The sequence below is a fragment of the Pseudoxanthomonas winnipegensis genome (assembly GCF_030322905.1).
Taxonomy (GTDB): Bacteria; Pseudomonadota; Gammaproteobacteria; order Xanthomonadales; family Xanthomonadaceae; genus Pseudoxanthomonas_A; species Pseudoxanthomonas_A winnipegensis.
Genome location: NZ_CP095475.1, coordinates 3,583,802 through 3,602,038 on the forward strand (window position 1 = coordinate 3,583,802; position 18,237 = coordinate 3,602,038).

The 18,237-nt window shown below is 69.9% G+C and carries 15 protein-coding genes; 10 read left to right on the forward strand and 5 right to left on the reverse strand.

Annotated elements, in window-relative coordinates; genetic code table 11:
* Nucleotides 1-66 precede the first annotated feature (66 nt).
* Nucleotides 67-501, forward strand: a complete 435-nt coding sequence (locus MWN52_RS15720) for a VOC family protein (RefSeq protein ID WP_286575423.1) — start codon at nt 67-69, stop codon at nt 499-501.
* On the opposite strand, the gene MWN52_RS15725 is transcribed toward MWN52_RS15720, so the two are convergent.
* Both MWN52_RS15725 and MWN52_RS15730 read right to left on the reverse strand, forming a co-directional pair.
* On the reverse strand, nt 485-1,807 hold the full coding sequence (locus tag MWN52_RS15725) for a glycoside hydrolase family 2 TIM barrel-domain containing protein (protein WP_345783498.1): 1,323 nt from the start codon (nt 1,805-1,807) through the stop codon (nt 485-487). The genes MWN52_RS15720 and MWN52_RS15725 overlap by 17 nt on opposite strands.
* Before the next feature lie 108 nt (nt 1,808-1,915).
* On the reverse strand, nt 1,916-2,896 hold the full coding sequence (locus tag MWN52_RS15730; RefSeq protein WP_286575425.1) for an NAD(P)H-quinone oxidoreductase: 981 nt from the start codon (nt 2,894-2,896) through the stop codon (nt 1,916-1,918).
* Between the two features lie 161 nt (nt 2,897-3,057).
* On the opposite strand from MWN52_RS15730, the gene MWN52_RS15735 reads away from it, so the two are divergent.
* The 3 genes from MWN52_RS15735 to MWN52_RS15745 all read left to right on the forward strand — a co-directional run bounded on the left by MWN52_RS15735 (nt 3,058) and on the right by MWN52_RS15745 (nt 6,251).
* Entirely contained in the window at nt 3,058-4,506 is a 1,449-nt protein-coding gene (locus MWN52_RS15735; RefSeq protein ID WP_286575426.1) for a GGDEF domain-containing protein, read from the forward strand.
* A gap of 202 nt (nt 4,507-4,708) precedes the next feature.
* On the forward strand, nt 4,709-5,179 hold the full coding sequence (locus tag MWN52_RS15740) for a YehS family protein (protein ID WP_286575428.1): 471 nt from the start codon (nt 4,709-4,711) through the stop codon (nt 5,177-5,179).
* Between the two features lie 52 nt (nt 5,180-5,231).
* Nucleotides 5,232-6,251 carry a purine-nucleoside phosphorylase gene (locus MWN52_RS15745; protein WP_286575429.1) on the forward strand — a complete coding sequence of 340 codons (1,020 nt, stop codon included), beginning with the start codon at nt 5,232-5,234 and terminating at the stop codon, nt 6,249-6,251.
* A 4-nt stretch (nt 6,252-6,255) separates the two neighbouring features.
* Here the strand turns inward: MWN52_RS15745 and MWN52_RS15750 are convergent, their stop codons facing one another.
* Both MWN52_RS15750 and MWN52_RS15755 read right to left on the reverse strand, forming a co-directional pair.
* Entirely contained in the window at nt 6,256-7,980 is a 1,725-nt protein-coding gene (locus tag MWN52_RS15750) for a cellulase family glycosylhydrolase (protein WP_286575431.1), read from the reverse strand.
* Nucleotides 7,981-8,158: 178 nt separating this feature from the next.
* Complete coding sequence (locus MWN52_RS15755) at nt 8,159-8,689, reverse strand: DUF2059 domain-containing protein (protein WP_286575433.1); 531 nt, start codon at nt 8,687-8,689, stop codon at nt 8,159-8,161.
* Between the two features lie 318 nt (nt 8,690-9,007).
* Between MWN52_RS15755 and MWN52_RS15760 the strand changes: the two genes are divergently transcribed.
* From MWN52_RS15760 to MWN52_RS15785, 6 genes are all read left to right on the forward strand, one after another.
* Complete coding sequence (locus tag MWN52_RS15760) at nt 9,008-10,369, forward strand: glycoside hydrolase family 16 protein (protein WP_286575435.1); 1,362 nt, start codon at nt 9,008-9,010, stop codon at nt 10,367-10,369.
* A 181-nt stretch (nt 10,370-10,550) separates the two neighbouring features.
* Complete coding sequence (locus MWN52_RS15765; RefSeq protein WP_286575436.1) at nt 10,551-12,785, forward strand: penicillin acylase family protein; 2,235 nt, start codon at nt 10,551-10,553, stop codon at nt 12,783-12,785.
* Between the two features lie 67 nt (nt 12,786-12,852).
* Complete coding sequence (locus MWN52_RS15770; RefSeq protein WP_286575437.1) at nt 12,853-14,466, forward strand: alpha/beta hydrolase; 1,614 nt, start codon at nt 12,853-12,855, stop codon at nt 14,464-14,466.
* Between the two features lie 124 nt (nt 14,467-14,590).
* On the forward strand, nt 14,591-15,181 hold the full coding sequence (locus tag MWN52_RS15775; RefSeq protein WP_286575440.1) for an NADPH-dependent FMN reductase: 591 nt from the start codon (nt 14,591-14,593) through the stop codon (nt 15,179-15,181).
* A gap of 160 nt (nt 15,182-15,341) precedes the next feature.
* Nucleotides 15,342-16,397 carry an RCC1 domain-containing protein gene (locus tag MWN52_RS15780; protein ID WP_286575441.1) on the forward strand — a complete coding sequence of 352 codons (1,056 nt, stop codon included), beginning with the start codon at nt 15,342-15,344 and terminating at the stop codon, nt 16,395-16,397.
* A gap of 84 nt (nt 16,398-16,481) precedes the next feature.
* On the forward strand, nt 16,482-16,916 hold the full coding sequence (locus tag MWN52_RS15785; RefSeq protein ID WP_130516731.1) for a DUF3597 domain-containing protein: 435 nt from the start codon (nt 16,482-16,484) through the stop codon (nt 16,914-16,916).
* Nucleotides 16,917-16,996: 80 nt separating this feature from the next.
* Here MWN52_RS15785 and MWN52_RS15790 read toward each other — a convergent pair whose 3' ends face one another.
* On the reverse strand, nt 16,997-17,944 hold the full coding sequence (locus MWN52_RS15790; protein ID WP_286575444.1) for an amidohydrolase family protein: 948 nt from the start codon (nt 17,942-17,944) through the stop codon (nt 16,997-16,999).
* Nucleotides 17,945-18,237: the final 293 nt, after the last annotated feature.

The following is an 18,237-nucleotide window of genomic DNA, read 5'->3' on the forward strand; positions in this document are numbered from 1 at the left end:
GACGGGCCCGCCGCGGTGGCAGTGCTAAAACCTTAGGTCGACTTCAACCGCAGCCGGAGCGCTCCCATGGAAACGCAGGAACTCTTCCGCGGCCGCCTGATCGACCACCTGCATCTGGTCGTGCGCGACCTGCATGCCAGCCAGGATTTCTACAGCGCCGTGCTCGGCGCGCTGGGCATCCCCATCGGCGGCACCGGGCCGGGCTTCTTCTGGGCGGACGAGTTGTTCGTCTCCAGCGCCGACAGCCCGGCCGCCACCGGCGAACTCACCGGACGCCACCACCTGGCCTTTCAGGCGCGCGATACGGCCATGGTCGATGCCTTCCATAAGGTCGCCCTGGCCCACGGCGGCCGCGACCACGGCGCGCCCGGGCTGCGGCCTTATCACCCGGGGTATTACGCGGCCTTCGTCCTCGACCCCGATGGCAACAATATCGAGGCGGCCTTCCACGGCCCGGCCGAACGCAGCGCCGAGGCGGTGCGGATCACTTTTCCGCAGTGAGCTCGACCCGGAACGGCAGGTTGGCGGTGGCCGCATGTCCCTGCCCATCGCGGACCTCGACGAACAGCCGATAGTTGCCGGGCGCCTGCGGTGCGACCAGGCGCATCGCGCCGTTGGCCGTGTCGCCGACGGCCACATCGACCTGGGCGGGGACGGTTTCCGGATCGCCGCCGACGCTGGTGGCCTGGCTCTCGCGCAGGACGGTCCAGCGATAGTCCAGGGCATCGCCATCGGGATCCTGCGCGGGCGCCGACGCGGTATGCGCGCTGCCCGGCGCCAGGGTGACGCTGGCGCGCGCGCCCTGCCCGTCGATCGTCGGCGCCTGGATCGACGGCGCACGGTTGCGCGGCCAATGGCCGGTCCACAGCCATTGCAAGGTATCCACCGCCGGCGTGGTGGTGCCGTCCGGCAGGAACAGGCCATACCAGGTCGGCGTGCGCTCCTGCTTCTGGCCCCACAGGAACACGAACGACCCCAGCCCCTGGCGCTTGTCGGCCTGGATGACCTGGCGGTAGCGCTGCGCCAGCAGCCGCGCCTTGTCGGTGGACGTGTCCTCGATCGGCGCGCCCCAGGCGGTGAGCGGGCTCTCCCAATGGCCGGTCGGTCCCCATTCGGTGACGAGATAAGGGCCGGTCCACTGGCTCTGGCGAAGCTTTTCCGGCAGCCGGTCGAGGTCGCCGTAGAGCTGGATGCCGATCAGGTCCAGCGCGGGCGCGCGCGCCTTGATCGCCTCGACCAGCGGCTTGTCCAGGCCCGCCACGGTGGTCATCACCGGATGATTCGGATCGAGCCGGTGAATCATGTCGGCCAGCGCGTCCACGGCGTTCCAGACGCGTGGGTTGGTCGATTCCAGGTTCAGCTCGTTGCCGACCACCCACATCAGCACGGCGGGATGGTCCTTCCAGGCGAGCACCTCGCCGCGAATGCGCGCGCGCTGTGCCTCCACGGCGCCGGCGTCGTCGTAATCGAACCCATGCCGCTCGCGCGCGACCTCGATGCCCATCGCCACCTTCAGGCCCTTGGCCTGCGCGTGGTCCAGCATCGCCTTCACCCGGGCGGTGTCGGCGCCGGTCTGCCAGGTGCGGAAGGCATTGCCGCCGCGCGCGGCCAGCGCGTCCTGCTCGCGCGCGTCGCCGCGCATGCCGGCGCCGCGGACGTAGAACGGTTGGCCGTCCACCAGCAGCACGAAGCCTTCCGGACGCTCGACGATCCGCACCTGCGCCGGCCGTTCGGCCCGCGCCTGGGCCTGCGCCAGCGGCACACTCGCCAGCAACAGCGCCAGCACCCACCCCCTGCCTACCCGCATGCCCCGCTCCTCAGTGCAGGCACCGCACGCCATGCGGCGTGGGCGCATTCGAATGAGTGGGGGAGGGCGATGATGCCACGTCGGGTGCGGGCCGAAGCGGCGCTCGGATCACGCCATCGTCAGCACGACCTTGCCCAGATGCTGGCCGGCTTCGAGATAGGCATGCGCCTGCGCGGCCTGCTCCAGCGGGAAGGTGCGGTCGACCAGCACCTTCACCTGGCCCTGCGCGATCCACGGCCAGACGCGGCGCTCGATCTCGGTGGCCAGGCGGCCCTTCTCTTCCGCGCTGCGCGGACGCAGGGTCGAGCCGGTCAGCACGGCCTGGCGGCGCATCAGTTCCATGATCGGCACTTCCAGCGTGCCGCCGCCCTGGGCGGCGATGTAGACGATGCGGCCGCGCGGGTTGAGCACCGCCAGCGTGTCGGCGAACACGCTGGCGCCGACCATGTCCAGCGACACATCGACGCCGCCGGCCGCCTTGGCCGCCTCGACGAACGAACCGGCGCGGGTGTCCACCGCGATGTCGGCGCCCAGCGTGCGCGCCTGCACGGCCTTGTCCGCGCCGCGCGCGGTCGCCAGCACCTGCGCGCCGGCGGCCTTGGCCATCTGGATCGCCATCACGCCGATGCCCGAGGTGGCCCCGTGCAGCAGCAGCCGTTCGCCGGCCTTGAGCTGGCCATGCTCGAACACATTGGCGAACACGGTGAACACCGTCTCCGGCAGCGCCGCGGCATGGACGAAGTCGCAGCCTTCCGGCAGCGGCAGCACCTGACGCGCGTCCACCGCCACGTACTGCGCATAGCCGCCGCCGGCCAGCAGCGCGCAGACGCGGTCGCCCGGCTGCCAGCGGCCGGCGCCGGTGACGACCTCGCCGGCCACTTCCAGCCCCAGCGTCTCCGGCGCGCCGGGCGGCGGCGGATAGTGGCCCTGACGCTGCAGCAGATCCGGCCGGTTGATGCCGGCGGCATGCACGCGGATCAGCACCTGGCCTTCGGCCGCCACCGGGCGCGGCACCTGCACCGGATGCAGCGCGTCGGCCGCGCCCTTGCCGTCGCGGATGGCGATGGCGGTCATCGTGGAATCGGGCATGCAGGCACCTGTGCGGACTCGGGGGGCGGCCATGCTAATCCCGCGGCGGCGACGGGCGCGTCTGCGCGATGGGATGGCTGCATCGTGTCTGGCGCACCGGCTTGTGAGCCGCGCTCGCGGCCGCGTATGGTGAGGCCCAGGGAGGACCCGACGGCGTGCGCATGCTGCCCTGGCTATATCTGTTGATCCACGCGGCGGCGATGTGGGCACTACCCGCCCATGCCGAGGCGGTGTCGTTCGCGTTTCTGCTCGGCGCGCCGCTGCTGGCCGCGGCCGCCTGCCTGTGGCGCAGCCGACGCAACGTGGCGGCCAGCGGCTGGATCGCGCTGGCGATCGGCCTGCTGCTGTGGGCCGGTGGCATGGGCGTCAACATGCTGCAGACCACGGTACTCGGCAACACCTCGTCCACCTCCGGTGCCAGCGTCCTGCTGTACGTGCTCTACGGGGTGCCGCTCACCTTCGTCCTGGCCAGTCATCAGGGCGAAGGGTGGCCGCTGCGCCTGCTCGATGCGCTGATGGCGATCGCGCTGGGCCTGCTGTTCTTCGTCCACACCTTCACCTTCGCCACCTTGAGCAGCGCCAGCGAGGATGGGCTAGACCGGCTGGCCCTGATGCTGGACGTGGAGAACGCCTTCATCGCCGTCTTCTCGGTGCTGCGCTGGCTGGCCGCCGGCACCGCGGCCCAGCGCCATTTCCATGGTAGCCAGGCCGCCTTCGCCTGGGTTTATCTGGGCGTGGCGGCCTACATCAACCACGGCGAACCCGCGGACGGCCAGTTCGGGGCGTTGTGGGATCTGCTGATCGACGTGCCGTTCCTGCTGCTGGTGTCGCTGGCGCTGCGCCCGGTACCCGATGCGCGGCCCGGCTGGCAGCTGCCGCGGCTGGCCTCGATCGTGCGCGCCGGCAGCCCGCTGCTGCTGCCCATCAGCGTACTGGTCACCTCGGCGATGATCGTCGGCGGGCATCCGCGCTGGGCGATCGGCGGCTTCGTGTTCGCGCTGCTGGGCTATGGCGCGCGCAGCGTGCTGCTGCAACTGCGCGCCATGACCGAACGCGAGGAGCTGCATGCGCTGGCGCGCGTGGACACGCTGACCGGACTGGCCAACCGCCGCGAGTTCGATGCCGCCCTGAGCCGCGAATGGCAGCGCGCGCGCCGCTCCGGCGAGCCGCTGGCGCTGCTGATGATCGACATCGATCACTTCAAGCGGCTCAACGACGCCTTCGGCCACCAGGTCGGCGATGCCCATCTGCGCGCGGTCGCGCAGACCCTGGCCGCCGGCTGCACGCGCGCGCTGGACGTGGTGGCGCGCTATGGCGGCGAGGAGTTCGCGGTGATCCTGCCATCCACCGATGCGCAGGCCGCCCAGGCCATGGCCGAGGCGCTGCGCGCCGCGGTCGAACAGCGCCGATTGAACGCACCCGAGCCCGGGCCCTACGTCACCGTCAGCGTCGGGGTCGGCGCGACGTGGCAGGTCGAGGGCCCGGATCCCGCGCCGCTGCTGGAAGCGACCGATGCGGCGCTGTACGACGCCAAGCGTGCCGGGCGCAACCGCCTGGCGTTTCGGGCGCTGGGGCCGCGTTCGGGGCCGGTGCCTGTCGGGCAGGGGTGACGGGTGCCGTCGTCCAGGGGAGCCGGGAGCTTGTGGGTCCCGCGCTCGGTACGAACGTCCAGGGGTTCCCGCGTTCGCGGGAACGACGGGGATTTGGATCGGTGGCCTCGCTGTTGCGGCCAAGGCGAGTGACGAGCGGGTCCGCGCGAGGACGTAAAATGCGCGATTGCCGCACACGCGGCGTTGCTGCCGAGCCCCACCCATGATCACCAACGACGTCCTGCGCAGCGTGCGCTACATGCTCGATCTGAGCGAGCCCAAACTCATCGAGATCGCACAGCTGGCCGACCCGGCCTTCCCCATCGACCGTGCGCAGCTGCAGGCCGCGCTGAAGAAGGAGGACGAAGAAGGCTTCGCGCCGTGCAGCGATGCGCTGCTGGCGCACGTGCTGGACGGGCTGATCGTGCAGTTCCGCGGCCGCGACGAGAGCCAGCCGCTGCGCCCGGTGGAGACGCGGGTGACCAACAACCTGGTGCTGAAGAAGCTGCGCGTGGCCTTCCAGCTCAAGGACGTGGACATGCATGCGATCTTCGAGGCCGCCGGCTTCCCGGTGTCCAAGCCGGAGCTCTCGGCGCTGTTCCGCCAGCCGGACCACAAGAACTACCGCCCCTGCGGCGACCAGCTGCTGCGCGCCTTCCTCAAGGGCCTGACGCTGCGCCTGCGCGGCGCCTGAGCGCCCTCGCGCCGGGGCTGCCGGCGCGCCTGTTCCCTGTCCGAGCCTGCCGATGCCGCGTTCCCTGATTGCCCGTGTGGTGTTGCCCTGCCTGACGGCCCTGGCGGGGCTGACCAGCGTCTGCGCGAACGCCGCGACGCCGGCGCCGATCCAGGTCAAGGTGTTCGTAGCGGCGATGTTCGAGATCGGCGCCAACAGCGGCGACCGCGCCGGCGAGTTCCAGCACTGGTACGAGCGCTACTGGGCCGACGCCAAACCCATCGCCGTGCCCGGCGCGCTGAATCCGGTCTACTGCAGTGCCGAGGGCGTATGCGGCGCGGTGCTGGGCATGGGCAAGGTCAACAGCGCCGCCTCGATGCAGGCGATCCTGCTCAATCCCGCGTTCGACTTCTCCCATAGCTATTACCTGCTGACCGGCGTCGGCGGCACGCCGCCGCAGCGCGGCACCATCGGCGAGGTCAACTGGGCCAGCTGGCTGGTCGACTACGACCTGGGGCATCGCTGGGCGCCGGAGGAGAACACGCCCGGCGCGTCGACCTTCATGCCGCGCAAGGGCTACGAGGCCTACCGCGTGTTCCATCTCAACCCGGCGCTGGTGGGCTGGGCGATGCAGCTGTCGCAGGGCGTGCCGCTGGCCGATTCCGACGCGGCGCGGGCGTATCGCCTGCGCTATCCCGACGCGGCCGCGCGGCGCGCGCCGTTCGTGGGCACCGGCACGCACATGACCGGCGATACCTTCTTCCATGGCCCCGGCCTGTCGCGGCAGGCGCAGGACATCGCCAAACTCTACGGCGCCGACGACTACGTCATCACCGAGATGGAGGCGGCCGCGCTGACGCTGGTGATCCAGCGCACGCACGGCACCGATCGCATCCTCAGCCTGCGCGGCGCGGTCAATTTCGACCAGGGCAATCCGCGCGAGACCACGCTGCAGCACCTGGACCCCGCGCCGGGCGAGACCGCCGGCGGCTTCCCCGAGACCGTGCGCAACATCGATGCCGTCGGCGCGCGCGTGGTCGACCACATCGTCGCGCACTGGCCGCAGTGGCAGGACGGCGTGCCAGCGCGCTGAGGCTTCAGCGCGCCGGCGTGAAGCGCAGCGTCTTCAGGTCGAACGCCGCGCCTTCGGAGCGGATGCGCAAGGTGTTGGTGCCCGGCTGCAGCGCCAGCCCCCGGAACACGCCGGCGGCCTGCGCGGCCGGCTGCGCATCGCCGTTGAGCACCAGCGCCACCTCGCCCGCGCCCTGCATGTCCAGCGTCAGGTCGTAACGGCCGGCAACGGCGACGGTGAAGGTGTACTGAAGCCATTCGCCGGCCTGCAGGCCGGCCACGTGCAGCGACCCGTCGCGATCGCGGCCCAGGTCGATGCCGTCGTTGCGATAGGCCATCAGCGCATTCCAGACCAAGCCGCCGGGCTCGCTCGATTCGTTGGCCGGCGTGCGGCCGTGATAGGCCACCCCGTCCGGTCCCAGATCGAAGTCCACGGCAGCCCAGGCCCCGCCGGCGGCCTCGACGAGGTGCGGTTTGAACGACCGCGCCCGGTCCGAATGCGGCGCGCGCAGGAGCGCATCGACCACATCGGGATGCTGCAGGTTGTTGGCGAAGGCCACATCGTGCGTGGCCAACTGCATCAGCGCCGCCTCGGCCGCCTGCGGCGAGGGCTTGGGGCCCGTGCCGTTCCAGTAGGCCAGCAGGGCCTCGTAACCGGGATTGGGCACGATCTGCAGCGGGTTGTTGTAGCGGATCTTCTTCAGCGGCCACCAGCTCCAGCCGATGCCCTGGCCTTCGGCCAGCGCCACGGTGCGGGTGTACCAGTCGTTGGAGTTCTCGCCGGTCTCGCCCAGCCACAGCGGGATCCGATGCCGGTCGCGCAACGCCAGCATCCTGGCGATGCTGGCGCGGTCGGGCGTGTCCCAGTACTTGTGGAAGCTCAGCACCAGGTTGTCGTCCCACAGGCCCGCATCGAGCACGCCGGCGTAGTTGCTGCCCCAGCAGTTACCCTCCAGCACGATCATGTGGCGCGGATCGATGCGGCGGATCGCGCGCGTGGTGCGTTCGAGCAGCGCGCGCAGCGGCGCGTTGCCGGTCTCCTTGCAGCCGTGCACGTCGGCGCGATCGGTGAACCCCCAGTTCGGCTCGTTGATCAGGTCGTAGGCGGCGACCGCCGGCTCGTCCTTGTAGCGGCGCGCCAGCTGCTCCCAGAGCGCGACCAGCTTGTCCTGCGCGGCCGGGTCCTCCCACAGTGAGGGCTTGGACGGGTCGCGGTCGGCGATGCTGAGGTCGTTGCCCTGCCCGCCCGGCGCGGCATGCAGGTCCAGGATCACCACCATGCCATTGGCCTTGGCCCAGGCGATCAGCGCGTCGGTGCGCTGGAAGCCGTCCTCGATCCAGGTCTGACGGCCTTTGACCGGCTCATCCTCGACGGGCAGCGTGTACAGCGCGTAGTGCATCGGCAGGCGGATCGAGTTGAAGCCCCACGCCCCCATCGCGTCGATGTCGGCCTTGGTGGTGTGGTGGTCCAGCCACGCGGTGTAGAAGGCCTGGGTCTTGTCCTGACCGATCAACTCGGTGATGTGCTGGCGGATCACGCGCTGGGCGCCGAACTTGGGCAGCTCCAGCATGTAGCCCTCCTGCAGCATCCAGCCGCCCAGGCCCATGCCGCGCAGGATCACCGGCTTGCCGTCCTCATCGACGATCTGCGTGCCCTGCGCGCGCAGGAACCCGCGCGGCTGCGCGTGGACGGCAGGGACGAGCAGCAGCGCAAGCAGCGCGGCCAGCGCGAAGACACGGAAAAACGGCATGGAGGCCTCGGACATCGCTTCGGGACCGTCAAGCCTAAGCTGGGCGGGAGGCGGGCGTCGCCTGCAATGCAGCATCCGGCCCGCCACCCGCCCCGCCGCACGCCCTATGCGCCGTCAGCCCCGCGCCGCGCCGATGGCGTGCATCACCATGCGCGGCGCACGCCGGGTCGCACCCTGCTCATTCCTTGCCGGACGCATCCCCGGATTTGGCTGCCCGCAGCTGTTCGATCATCTCGCCCTGCATCTCCTGGATCCGGGGCAGCAGCAGCTGCAGCCGCTCCTGGATCAAGGCCATCGAATTCTTCATCAACACCGGCATCTTCTTCAGCATGCTCTGGCCCGCGGGCGAGCGATAAAAGGCGAGCATCCCCTCGACATCGGACTGACTGAAGCTCTCCATGTAGAGGCGGACGTAGTCCGGCTCCATGACGTCATAGCGCATTTGTTCCATCATGACATCGAGCATCTTCTTGCCGGTCCTGTCGATGATGGCGCGCTGCGCGTCATTGAGCGCCTGCCCCTGGGTCGCACGCTGCAGGTTCTGCCCGACGGTTTCCCGGATCTGGCCTTCCATGGACTGGACCAACGCGCGCACATCGGTGACCTGCAGCAGTTCCCTGACCGAGGCTTCGCTTGCGGGTGTTTCTGCGGCGGGCGCGGCAACAGCGACCGCGTACAGCAGCGCGGCGGCGAAAATGGACTTCAACATGCAGGACGTCCCTGTCTTGGTTTGCACGTCCGCCCGATGCGGACATCGCAACCCTATTCTGCGCGATGGCCGGGCCAGGGCAAAGCGCCAGTAAACGCTTCCACTTCAAACACTTGCATGTGTCATCGCTGTTGTCATGCAGCAAGACTCGGCAAAAACGACGCCGTTCTTCATGCGCTGCGAACGCACGGCTGTGACAGAGCCCGCGAATTCGCACATGGCCGAAAACAGGCTTTGACAGCGCTGTCATACGCGGAGGAGCGTCGGCGCTGGCCCCGCCGCGGAGGCGGTCGCGCCATCATCCAAGGGAGATAGACCATGCGCTCATTCCGTGCCCTGGCGGTGTCGTCCGCCGTGATCCTCAGCGCCGCGTGTGCCAGCTACGCACCGGCGGTGCAGGCCCAGACGCTGGTGTGGGAAGACAACTTCGACGGCACCGCCATCGATGGCAACAAATGGACCTACGACGTCGGCACCGGCTGCCAGATCGGCAACTGCGGCTGGGGCAATGCCGAACTGGAGTACTACACCAGCCGCCCGGAGAACGCGCGCGTGGAGAACGGCCATCTGGTGATCGAGGCCCGCCACGAGGACTTCGGCGGCATGCCCTTCACCTCGGCGCGGCTGAAGACCGAGGGCCGCATGCACTTCAAGTACGGCACGCTGGAAGCACGGATCAAGATCCCGCAGGTGGGCAATGGCCTGTGGCCGGCCTACTGGATGCTGGGCGCGGTCGGCGTGTGGCCGGCGCGCGGCGAGATCGACATGATGGAGGCCGGCTCGGCCCAGGCCATCGCCGACGGCATGGCCAACCGCCGCGTCGGCGCCGCGGTGCACTGGGACTACAACGGCTCGCAGGCCGACTACGGCAGCGACTACAACAGCCCGGTCGATCTGCAGAACGATTTCCACACCTACCGGCTGACCTGGGATGCGAACTACATCCGCATGTCCATCGACGGGCAGCAGTACTTCGAGTTCGCGATCTCCGACATCCAGGGCGCCTCGCTGCAGGAGTTCCATGCCCAGCAGTTCCTGCTGCTCAACCTGGCCGTGGGCGGCAACTACCCGGGCATCCACGACGTGGCCGGCATCACCGCGCCCATCCCCGGCAAGATGGAGGTGGACTACATCCGCCTGTACCAGGACACGCCCGGGTCGGAGCTGTACATCGGCGCGGACCACGCCGCCCCGGCCGGCACCTTCGGCCTGTTCTCCGAGCGCGCGGGCCTCAGCGGCCAGCTGGACTACGGCAACGGCACCGACCTGTACCTGTGGAACAACCTGACGCCCAACAGCGGGGCGGCCTATGAGGGCAGCCAGGTGATGTCGTATCACGCCGCGGCCAACAACTGGTACGGGCTGGGCATCAGCAGCGGCTTCAAGAACTTCAGCAACTACGCGGGCGGCTCGCTCAGGTTCCAGATGAAGACCAACGCCACCGGCACCTTCAAGATCGGCATCAACACCTCCTTCGGCGACAGCTGGGTGGACTTCGTCAACGGCGGCAACAGCTACGGGCTGGTGCGCGACGGCAACTGGCACCAGGTGACGATTCCCTTCAGCGCCTTCTACGACCTGGACCTGACCGCGGTGAAGCAGCCCTTCATGGTGGTGTCCGATCCGCCGCCGGCGGATGTGGATTTCGCCATCGATGATGTGGTGTATCAGAGTCCGTAGGGCGGCCCAGCTGTCGTTCTTGGGGGCGGCCTGTGTCCTGGCTCTTCCGGTAAACGTCCATGGGTTCCCGCGTTCGCGGGAACGACGGTAGGGAGGGTGCGGGGCTGAGAGGCTTCAGTTACGGCGGCGCGGGGCGGGGTGGGAGCGCTAGGATGCGGGGCCACCCCACCACGCCGCCGCCATGCCCTTGCCCCGCTCGATCCGCAGGCCCCGACACGCCCTCGTCCTCACCGCCAGCCTGCTCGCTTCGGGGCTGGCGGCGTCCACCGCCCTGGCCGCGCCCGATGCCGGCGAACGCGCCCGCTGGCAGCAGCATGCCGCGCAGGTGGAGATCACCCGCGACACCTGGGGCATCGCCCACGTGCACGGCAAGACCGATGCCGATGCGGTGTTCGGCATGATCTACGCGCAGGCCGAGGACGACTTCAACCGCATCGAAACCAACTACCTGGTCAACCTGGGCCGGCTGGCCGAGGTCGAAGGCGAGACGATGCTGTGGCAGGACCTGCGCCAGCGGCTCTACTACGATCCGGCGCGACTGCAGGCCGACTACCAGGCCAGCCCGGCCTGGCTGCAGACGCTGATGCAAGCCTGGGCCGACGGGCTCAACGCCTACCTGGCCGCGCACCCGCAGGTGAAGCCGCGGCTGTTGACCCACTTCGAGCCGTGGATGGCGCTGAGCTTCAGCGAAGGCAGCATCGGCGGCGACATCGAGCGCATCGCGCTGAGCCAGCTGCAGGCCTTCCACGAGCGCAAGCCGGTGGCGATGACACTGCTGGAGCGCGAACCGCAGCTGCGCCTGCCCAGCGGCTCCAACGGCATCGCCATCGCGCCCTCGCACAGCGCCGACGGGCGCGCGCTGCTGCTGATCAATCCGCACACCAGCTACTTCTTCCGCTCCGAGCTGCAAATGCGCAGCGACGAGGGGCTGAACGCCTATGGCGCGGTGACCTGGGGGCAGTTCTTCGTCTATCAGGGCTTCAACCGTCATGCCGGCTGGATGCACACCAGCAGCGGCGTGGACAACGTCGACGAGTTCGTCGAGACGCTCGCGCCCTGCGCCGACGGCAGCCCCTGCTACCGGGATGGCCAGACGCTGCGGCCGCTGCAGCAGCGCCAGGTCACCCTGTCCTACCGCACCGCGGCCGGCGGCCAGGCGCAGCGCGGCTTCACCGTCTGGGCCACGCACCACGGGCCGATCGTGCGCGCGCAGGACGCCACGCACTGGGTGGCTTTCGCCATGATGGACCGGCCGGTGGCGGCGCTGCAGCAGTCGTTCCTGCGCACCAAGGCCGGCGGCTTCGCCGACTTCATGAAGGTGGCCGCGCTGCAGGCCAACTCGTCCAACGACACGCTCTATGCCGATGCCGATGGCACCACCGCCTATCTGCATCCGCAGTTCGTGCCGATCCGCCATGCGCACGTGGACTACCGCAAGCCGGTGGACGGCAGCGACCCGGCCACCGCCTGGGACGGGCTGCATGCGCTGGACACGCTGCCGCAGGTGGTCAACCCGCGCAACGGCTGGGTCTACAACGCCAACAACTGGCCGTGGAGCGCGGCCGGCGCCGACAGCCCCAACGCCAACGATTTCCCGCGCTATATGGACCAGGCCGGCGAGAACGCACGCGCGCCGCATGCCATCGCTGTGCTGAGCGCGCGGCCGACCTTCACCCCGCAGCAGCTGATCGAGGCGGCCTACGACCCGTGGCTGCCGGCCTTCGACACGCTGCTGCCGCTGCTGCAGCACGACTACGCCGGCCTGCCCGACGGCGATGCGCGCAAGGCCGCGCTCGCCGGCCCCATGGCCGCGCTGGCCGGCTGGGACCGTCGCTGGGGACTGGACTCGGTGCCGACCACGCTGGCGGTGACCTGGGCCGATGCGCTGCTCAAGGAGATCACCCCGCTGGCGCGCGAACGCGATCGCGGCGGCGTCGATGCGATGGCCACCCTGGCCACGCCCGAACAGCGCCTGGCGGTGCTGCAGGCCGTGGTCGATCAGCTGCAGCGCGACTTCGGCCGCTGGCAGGTGCCGTGGGGCGAGATCAACCGTTACCAGCGCAACGATGGCGCCATCGTGCAGACCTTCGACGATGCCAAGCCGAGCCTGCCGGTGCCGTTCACGACCTCGCGCTGGGGTTCGCTGGCCAGCGCCGAATCGCGCACCTATCCCGGCACGCGCCTGCGCTACACCACCTCGGGCAACAGCTTCGTGGCGGTGGTGGCCTTCGGTGCCGACGGGCCGCAGGCCTGGGCGGTGAGCGTGGGCGGGGAAAGCGGCGATCCGGCCTCGCCCCACTTCGCCGACCAGGCCCCGCTGCATACCACCGGCCGGCTGCGGCCGGTGTGGTTCACCGAGGCCGATGTCGCCGCCAATGCCGAACGCCGCTATCGTCCCGAGGTGCCGCAGGGCTGAGCCGCGCGCGGCACGCCTGCACTACGTTCGTTGGAAAGCTCGCAACCTTCAACCCCAGGGGATCTTCATGCTGCACCGTCTTGCAGTCGCCGGCTCGCTGGCGCTGGCTTTCAGTGCCTGTGCGCCCGTCACCCAGGCGCGCGATGCGTCGGCGGACACGCCGGCACCGCACCGCTTCGTCCACATCACCCTGCCGGCCGGCGCGGCGCCGACCTCGGGCCGGCTGCTGGTGTTCGCCAGCGACCCCGCCTCGGTGCGGGCCGCGTCCAGGAACGGCCAGATCACCGCGGTCGACGGCAATCCGTCCGCGCCGCATTCGGTGTTCATCGCCGCGCAGGAAGTGACGCACCTGGAAGGCGGCGGCAGCGTGGACATGGATCTGGACCAGATCGCCTTCCCGGCCCCGTTCTCCACCCTGTCCGGCGACTACCTCGTGCAGGCCGTGCTGGATGTCGACCACAGCTACAACTACACCGGCCGCAGCGGCGGCGATCTGGTCAGCGCGGTCACCGCGGTGAACCTGGCCCAGGGCAAGCCCTTGCCCAGCCTGTCGCTGGCGCAGACGGTGCCGCACACGTCCGACCCCTGGGCGCTGTCGCCGCGCCTGCCCGAGGCCGCGCGCGCCGCGCTGCCGCAGGCCAAAGCGCACAGCTTCGACGCCTCGATGACCAGCCCGGTGCTGAGCGCCTTCTGGGGCCGCGAGATCCGGCTGCGCGCCCGCGTACTGGTGCCGCCCGGCTACGACGCCAAGGCCGCTACGCGCTATCCCACCGTGTATGTGACCCACGGGTTCACCGGCAACTACGACGCCTTCGCCGACAGCATCGTGACCACCTGGGACGCGATGGCGCGCCAGCAGATGCCGGCGATGATCTGGGTCTATCTGGAGGAGGCCGTCCCCAGCGGCACGCACGAGTTCGCCGACTCGGTGAACAACGGCCCGTGGGGCACGGCGCTGACCGAAGAGCTCATCCCGGCGCTGGAAAAACAGTACCGCATGGACGGCAAGCCTTCCGGCCGCTTCCTCACCGGTCACTCGTCCGGCGGCTGGGCCACGCTGTGGCTACAGACCCGCTACCCGAAGCTGTTCGGCGGCACCTGGTCGACTTCGCCGGACCCCACCGACTTCCACGACTTCACCGGCGTGGATCTCTATGCCCCGAACGCCAACATGTATCGCCTGCCCGACGGCGGCGTGGCCCCGATGGCGCGCGAGGCGGGCAAGGTCGTGGCGACGGCCGAGGATCTGATCAAGATCGAGCGCGTGCTGGGGCCCTACGGCGGGCAGCTGGCCTCGTACGAATCGGTGTTCTCCCCGCGTGGCGTCGATGGCGCGCCGATGCCGCTGTTCGACCGCGACACCGGCAAGGTCGATCCCAGGGTCGCCGCGTACTGGACGACGCACTACGACATCGCCGCACGCCTGGCCGCGCAGTGGCCGCAACTGAGGCCCGACCTGGACGGCAAGATTCACGTGATCGTCGGCACCGCCGACACGTTCTATCTGGACGGCGCGGCGCACAAGTTCCAGGCCGTGCTCGACGGTCTGCACGCCAGGAGCGACTTCCGTTTCCTGGACGGCCGCACCCACTTCGACCTGTACAAGGAGGGCGAGGACAACAACGCACTGCTCAAGCAGATCGCCAGGGAAATGTACGCGGTGGCCCGGCCGGGCAAGTAGGCCGCAAGCGCTAGACGATGGCGCGGGCGCGCGGCGCGCCATCGGTCCTCCGGCGATGGCGTGCACGGGACATTGCCGCGTGAGCGGTGATGATCGCTCTCCCCATTGCCAGCAGGCCGCGCCCATGTCCGACCGCATCCTCGTGTTCTATGGTTCCTATCGCAGCGACCGCATGGGCATCCGCCTGGCCGAATACGCGGTGCGCGCGCTCAATGCGCGCGGCGCGCAGGCCGAGCTGATCGACGCCAAGGCGGTCGACCTGCCGATGCTGGACCGCATGTACAAGGAATATCCCAAGGGCGAGGCGCCGCCGGCGATGGAGGCGCTGGCCGAGAAGATCCGCACGGCCGATGGTTTCGTGTTCGTCACCGGCGAATACAACTGGGGCCTGCAGCCGGGGCTGAAGAACCTCACCGACCACTTCCTCGAAGAATGGTTCTGGCGTCCCGCCGGCATCGTCAGCTATTCGGCCGGCCGCCTGTCCGGCGCGCACGCCAGTTTCGCCTGGCACGGCACGCTCACGGAGATGGGCATGGTGGTGATCTCCAGCACCGTCACCGTCGGTCCGATCGGCAAGACGCTGGATGCGGACGGCCAGCCGATCGAGGAGGCCGGCAAGTCGCTGGAAAGGAGCTTCGCGCGCTTCGCCGACGATCTGGCCTGGTGGACCGAGGCCGCGCGCACCCAGCGCGCCAAGCGCAAGCCGCCGTACTGATCTCGTCCCCTGCGGGCCCCGTTTTGCGTGTTCTGGCATGTCCTGCCTGCTGGAAGCCAATATGCGCACCCTCCTGGTTCTGTGTCTGCTCCTGTTTCCCCTGCTCTCCGCCTCCGCGACTGAGCCGCGGATCGTCCAGCTCAGCGGTTCGGACGGAACCATGCTGGCGCTGCGCGAGGACGGCACGGTGGTGGGCTGGGGCGAGTTCAAAGACGGGCAACTTGGTCCGAACCCGCAACAGTACGGCGGCACGCGCTGGGCACGGCCGACGTTGATCGCGTTGCCTGCCCGCGTCCGGGAGATCGCCGGCGGCGCCCAAAATGGCTATGCGCTGACCGAGGACGGCCGTGTCCTGGCCTGGGGCGCGGGCGTGGGGCTGGGCGGCGGGACCGGCAGCAGCGTTGTCCAGGTATCGCTGCCTCCCGTGCGCCACCTCTACGGCCGCGAAGGCACCGCGATCGCCCTGCTCGAGGATGGCAGCCTGCGCGCCTGGGGCCGGCGCGAAGAAGGCAGGATCGGCGACGGCCTGGCGAACAAGCGCTGGGGCGAGGCCAGCCCGCCCGCGCTGACGCCGGTGCGCGTGCCAGGTGCGACCGACATCACCCAGGTCGCCATGGGCTTCACGCACACGCTGGCGCTGCGCCGCGACGGCACGGTGCTGTCCTGGGGCGGCAACCGCTATGGGCAGTTGGGACGCCAGCCGGTGCAGGAGCCCGCGCTGGACCTGCCCGCCGCCGTCGATGGCCTGAACGAGGTGGTCGCGATCGCCGCCGGCGCCTACACCTCGATGGCCATCCGGCGCGACGGCACGCTGCTCGCGTGGGGCACCCGCGGCAATTACATGCTCGGCGACGGGCTCCGGGACGATCCGCCGGAGCGCTTCTCCGCGACGCCGCTGCCGGTGCCCGGCGTGCGTGGGCCCAAGGCGGTGCAGCTGTCCATGTACAACGCCATCGCCCAGTTCGAGGACGGCAGCGCGATGGGCTGGGGCAATACCGACTGGGGCACCGTGGGCCTGGGCCAGAAGACCGGCTACGTGAAGCAGCCCAAGCGCCTCACCGTGCGCGACATCGACCTGGTGTTCTCGCTGAGTTACGGCACCTACCTGGTCAGGCGCGATGGCAGCACCTGGTACGCCGGCCATGGCGGCAAGGAGGAATGGCAGTCCCCGGTGCTCACCCAGGCCACCTTCGTGCCGATCTCGCTGGCCCCGTAACGCGGCCGACGCGGCGGCTTCATCCGATCTGAGCGACCGGGTCGCTAGCCTCCCCGTTCCACCGTCATACAAGGAGACATCGCGATGGGCCTCTTCTCCAGCATCGTCAACAAGATCTTCGGCCATGCCTCGCCGCAGGCCACCACCGCGGCCACGCCGAGCGCCACGGCCAAGCCCGAAGTGGTCATCGTCGACGGCAGCGAAGCCACCGCCGGCATTGCCCCGCCCGCGCGGACGCCTGCGCCCGCGACGCCGGCCGAGCCGGTCGATGTCGCCGCCGTGTTGACCGACATCGCCGCGCGCAAGGGCGGTAAGAGCGACTGGCAGCACTCCATCGTCGACCTGCTCAAGCTGCTCGACCTGGATTCCAGCCTGACCGCGCGCAAGGAGCTGGCCGAGGAACTGAACGTCCACGCCGGCGAGGCCGGCAGCGCCGAGCAGAACATCGCCCTGCACAAGGCGGTGATGAAGAAGCTGGCCGAGAACGGCGGCAAGGTGCCGGCCGAGCTGAAGGACTGATCCCGCGCCGGGCCGCCTGCCGGCGGCCTCGCACGCCTCGAACCGCGCGCCATCCCTGCGATGGCGCGCGGTTTTTTCGTTCAGATCGTGCGCGACGCCGGCGCCGGCTGGCGCTCCAGGCGCAGGAAGCGCGCGGCGTTGTTGTAGAAGATGTCGCGCTTCTGGCCATCATCCAGGAATGGCGCGCGGCGCACGGTGTCGATGGACGCGCCGATCGAGGCCGGCCAGGCCGGGCTGCCCGAGCCGAACATCACCTGGTCGCCCAGGCCGGCATCGAGGATGGCCCGCAGGTCGCGGTAGAAGGCCGGGCGGTTTTGACCTGCGACCAGCTGACCGACGTCCAGGTACACCTGCGGATGGGCATCGAGCACGGCCAGCAGCGCCTCGGAGAGCGGCTGCGCCCCGTGCACCAGGTCCAGGCGCAGCTGCGGATGCCGCGCCAGCAGGTGCTGCAGCGCCTCCAGCTCGGCGTCAGCGCCGGCCTGGCTGGCGTCCTGGCGCCCCAGGTGCAGGCCGACCGGCAAATCCACCCGCGTGGCCAGCTGCCACAGCGGTTCCATGCGTGGATCGTCCAGCGCCATCTCTGCCGCTGGGCGGCGCAGACCGAGCAGGGTCAGCTGGCCGCTGGCGCGCAGCGCCTGGACCCGCGCCTCGGTCGCCGCGTCGATGCGCAGCGGGTCCAGCGCCAGGTGGCCGGGCGCGCGCGCTTCGGACGCCGGCATGGCCTGGCCGCTGTCCTGCACGGCGGCCAAGCCGATCACGTTGTAGCGGCGCAGCTGGGCCTGGGTATGCCGGTGCGCGGCGGCGGCATCGGGCGCCGCACAGCTCCCGCCGGTTTCGAGACAGGGCGCAGGCGCGGCGCCCGGCGCCGGCGGGGCGTGCAGGTGCATGTCGAGGATCAGCGGCCCGCGCTCGGGCTCGGCCACGGCCACCCAGGCCATGCTGGCCACCAGCAGGCACAGCAGCCCTGGCATCAGCAGACGCCCCTGCAGGACGCTCAGGACGAGCATCAGGATTCGAAGTTGCATACGCGTTTCCCCAAACGGTCGGCACGGGCGCCCCGGGAGGGGTCGCAAAGGCGCCAGGCTTCCCAGTCAACGTGGACTGCGGAGCGCGCCGGACAGCCTCCGGCGCAGGGGGCTAGTCTAGAACGGTCCGCAGGCCTTCGTCGTTTCCGCGGAAGCGGGAACCCAGCGACCTGCACGCGGGAAAGCAAGAGTCCCTGGATTCCCGCGTTCGCGGGAATGACGGTGGAGGGATTTCAGCGTCGGTCGGTGACGCGCGTCGTCTGCGCCCGGAGCGCGCCTTAGACTGCCTCGCC

What these genes read in the sequence shown, in the direction of transcription:
- MWN52_RS15720 (WP_286575423.1), top strand. Translation starts at nt 67, where the DNA reads ATGGAAACGCAGGAACTCTTCCGCGGCCGCCTGATCGACCACCTGCAT.
- MWN52_RS15725 (WP_345783498.1), bottom strand. Translation starts at nt 1,807, where the DNA reads ATGCGGGTAGGCAGGGGGTGGGTGCTGGCGCTGTTGCTGGCGAGTGTG.
- MWN52_RS15730 (WP_286575425.1), bottom strand. Translation starts at nt 2,896, where the DNA reads ATGCCCGATTCCACGATGACCGCCATCGCCATCCGCGACGGCAAGGGC.
- MWN52_RS15735 (WP_286575426.1), top strand. Translation starts at nt 3,058, where the DNA reads ATGCTGCCCTGGCTATATCTGTTGATCCACGCGGCGGCGATGTGGGCA.
- MWN52_RS15740 (WP_286575428.1), top strand. Translation starts at nt 4,709, where the DNA reads ATGATCACCAACGACGTCCTGCGCAGCGTGCGCTACATGCTCGATCTG.
- MWN52_RS15745 (WP_286575429.1), top strand. Translation starts at nt 5,232, where the DNA reads ATGCCGCGTTCCCTGATTGCCCGTGTGGTGTTGCCCTGCCTGACGGCC.
- MWN52_RS15750 (WP_286575431.1), bottom strand. Translation starts at nt 7,980, where the DNA reads ATGCCGTTTTTCCGTGTCTTCGCGCTGGCCGCGCTGCTTGCGCTGCTG.
- MWN52_RS15755 (WP_286575433.1), bottom strand. Translation starts at nt 8,689, where the DNA reads ATGTTGAAGTCCATTTTCGCCGCCGCGCTGCTGTACGCGGTCGCTGTT.
- MWN52_RS15760 (WP_286575435.1), top strand. Translation starts at nt 9,008, where the DNA reads ATGCGCTCATTCCGTGCCCTGGCGGTGTCGTCCGCCGTGATCCTCAGC.
- MWN52_RS15765 (WP_286575436.1), top strand. Translation starts at nt 10,551, where the DNA reads ATGCCCTTGCCCCGCTCGATCCGCAGGCCCCGACACGCCCTCGTCCTC.
- MWN52_RS15770 (WP_286575437.1), top strand. Translation starts at nt 12,853, where the DNA reads ATGCTGCACCGTCTTGCAGTCGCCGGCTCGCTGGCGCTGGCTTTCAGT.
- MWN52_RS15775 (WP_286575440.1), top strand. Translation starts at nt 14,591, where the DNA reads ATGTCCGACCGCATCCTCGTGTTCTATGGTTCCTATCGCAGCGACCGC.
- MWN52_RS15780 (WP_286575441.1), top strand. Translation starts at nt 15,342, where the DNA reads ATGCTGGCGCTGCGCGAGGACGGCACGGTGGTGGGCTGGGGCGAGTTC.
- MWN52_RS15785 (WP_130516731.1), top strand. Translation starts at nt 16,482, where the DNA reads ATGGGCCTCTTCTCCAGCATCGTCAACAAGATCTTCGGCCATGCCTCG.
- MWN52_RS15790 (WP_286575444.1), bottom strand. Translation starts at nt 17,944, where the DNA reads ATGCAACTTCGAATCCTGATGCTCGTCCTGAGCGTCCTGCAGGGGCGT.